General features: G+C 59.9%; 2 protein-coding genes. Both read right to left on the bottom strand.

Going from position 1 to position 2,385, the window contains the following annotated elements; all coding sequences use genetic code 11:
- Window positions 1–68: 68 nt before the first annotated feature.
- Window positions 69–827 carry a hypothetical protein gene (locus ABYO54_RS15965; RefSeq protein ID WP_372809224.1) on the bottom strand — a complete coding sequence of 253 codons (759 nt, stop codon included), beginning with the start codon at window positions 825–827 and terminating at the stop codon, window positions 69–71.
- 103 nt (window positions 828–930) lie between these two features.
- Window positions 931–2,385: AAA family ATPase (locus tag ABYO54_RS15970; protein WP_372809225.1), on the bottom strand; the 1,455-nt coding region annotated here is incomplete at its 5' end.

The raw sequence follows: 2,385 nt of genomic DNA on the forward strand, positions 1-2,385 counted from the left end.
AATATACGAGCCTCTGTGTCTCAGAGCCCTCTGTGGTAAAAATACGAAGTTCTAGGTGATACGCTGCACTAGACCATTGCCGTCTGCGAAGGGCGCGAACCGGGGCGCCGGTCCTTCTTGATTCCGAGGAAAACGGGCGAAGCCCCCACCAGCCCCATCAGCAGGAGCATCCCCAGCGCCGTTCCGACCGGGAAGACGAGCAGGCTACACATTGCGAGAACATAGCCCGACACCAAGGCCCACGTTCCCTTCGCAAAAATCCCGATCGCCACGATGAACGAAAACAGGGTCATGAATGCGAACAGGGCGGGAAACAGCCAGACCAGCGCCGCGGCATCCTGCACAGGATGCATGACGTGCAACGCCAGCATGGTTCCGTAGGTCAGCAGCAGGGCCACGGCGCACAACCGCAACCAGCCAAACCAGGCCCCGGATCCATCGCGCGGCGGCGCGTGTCGCGATTTCGATGATCGGCGATGGTGTTTTTTCGATGACGGCGAACGCTTGATTTTCCATTCGTCGACGGTTTCCGGCGTGGCATAGATCGAACTGGAGGCCAAGCGACCGGCCCCCTTTTTCTGGCTGGCGCGCGGACCGCTCTCCGCGCCGTAGCGGTCGCCCTGACGGGAAAGATAGATGCCTTCGATGGCCCCCAGCGCAGCAACGGCAATGGCCGAGAAGACCAGCAACGTTACATTGGCCTTCCGTTGGCTGTTATACCGCTCCAGCAACTCCCCGGACTCATGCATCTGCCACAGTACATTGGCCGACATACCGACCAACAAGGCAAACACGACAATCCCCGCTATCCGCAAACCTCTAAGCATGGGTTTTCCTCCAAAAACCTAACCCCGATGGACTTGCATGATTAGCCGACGATGAGGGTTTGTCAAATGCTAGGCTAGTATTTTTCACCAGCCTATCGGGAAGCTATGCAATTTTCATCGCGCCGCCTTCGATAATCACCTTGGCCGTCGAACCTTCCGCCAAATTCCCGGAAATGATCGCCCGCGAAATCGGGGTTTCCAGATGTTGCTGGATAAAGCGCTTGAGCGGGCGGGCGCCATAGACCGGATCGAATCCCTCCTTGGCGATATACGCCGCCGCCTCGGTGCTTAGATCGAGCCCGATTCCCTGCTGGATCAACCGCAGTTCCAGATCCTTGAGCAGGAGCGAAACAATGGCCGTAATCTCCGCAAGGGTCAGCGGCTTGAACAGCACGGTTTCGTCCACGCGGTTGAGAAACTCGGGCCGGAAACTCGCCCGCAGCATTTTCATGACGTCTTCGCGCGCTTCGTCGCTGATATGCCCTTGGTCGTCGATGCCGTCGAGCAGATGGGTCGAGCCCAGGTTGCTGGTCATGATGACGATGGTATTCTTGAAGTTGACGGTGCGGCCGTGCGAGTCGGTCAACCGTCCGTCTTCCAGGATCTGCAGCAGCACGTTGAAGACGTCCGGATGCGCCTTTTCAATCTCGTCGAGCAACACCACCGAATAGGGCTTGCGTCGCACCGCCTCGGTCAGCTGACCGCCCTCTTCGAAACCGACATAGCCGGGAGGTGCCCCGACCAACCGCGACACGGTATGCTTTTCCATGTATTCGCTCATGTCGATGCGCACCATGTTGTTTTCGGAATCGAACAGCTCCCAGGCCAGCGTCCGGGCCAGCTCGGTCTTACCGACGCCGGTCGGCCCCAGGAACAGGAAGGAGCCGATGGGCCGGTTCGGGTTTTGGATGCCGGCGCGGGACCGCAATACCGCATCGGCCACCGCCTGCACGGCCTCGTCCTGGCCAATCACCCGTTCGTGCAGCACCTCGTCGAGTTTCAAGAGTTTTTCGCGCTCGCCTTCGAGCAGCTTCGTCAACGGAATGCCCGCCCAGCGGGAAATCACTTCGGCAATTTCCTCTACGGTCACCTCTTCGCGCAGCAGCGATCCGGCTTCGCGTTGCCCCATGGCCGCCTCGGCTTCCGCCAAATGCTTGGCGATTTCGGGAATGGTTCCATGGCGTAGTTTGGCCACGCGTTCGAGGTCGTATTCGCGCTCCGCCTTTTCGGCCTCCTGCCGGGCCAGCTCCAGCCCTTCGCGCAGTTCGCGGACCTTTTCGATGCCGCCCTTTTCATTTTCCCACTGCGCCTTCATGGCGTCGGCCTCGGCGCGCAGATCGGCCAGCTCCTGCTTCAGCGAGTCGAGCCGCTCCTTGGAAGCCTTGTCCTTTTCCTTTTTCAGCGCGGTCTCCTCGATCTCCAGCCGCATCACCTTGCGGGTGATTTCGTCCAGTTCGGCGGGCATCGAATCGATCTCGGTACGGATCGTCGCGCAGGCCTCGTCCATCAGGTCGATCGCCTTGTCCGGCAGGAAGCGGTCGGAGATGTAGCGGTCCGA

This window comes from Pontiella sp., from assembly GCF_041622395.1.
Classification (GTDB): domain Bacteria; phylum Verrucomicrobiota; class Kiritimatiellia; order Kiritimatiellales; family Pontiellaceae; genus Pontiella.

Excerpts from the sequence above, each read along its gene's own strand:
- ABYO54_RS15965 (WP_372809224.1), bottom strand. The coding sequence starts at position 827 with ATGCTTAGAGGTTTGCGGATAGCGGGGATTGTCGTGTTTGCCTTGTTG.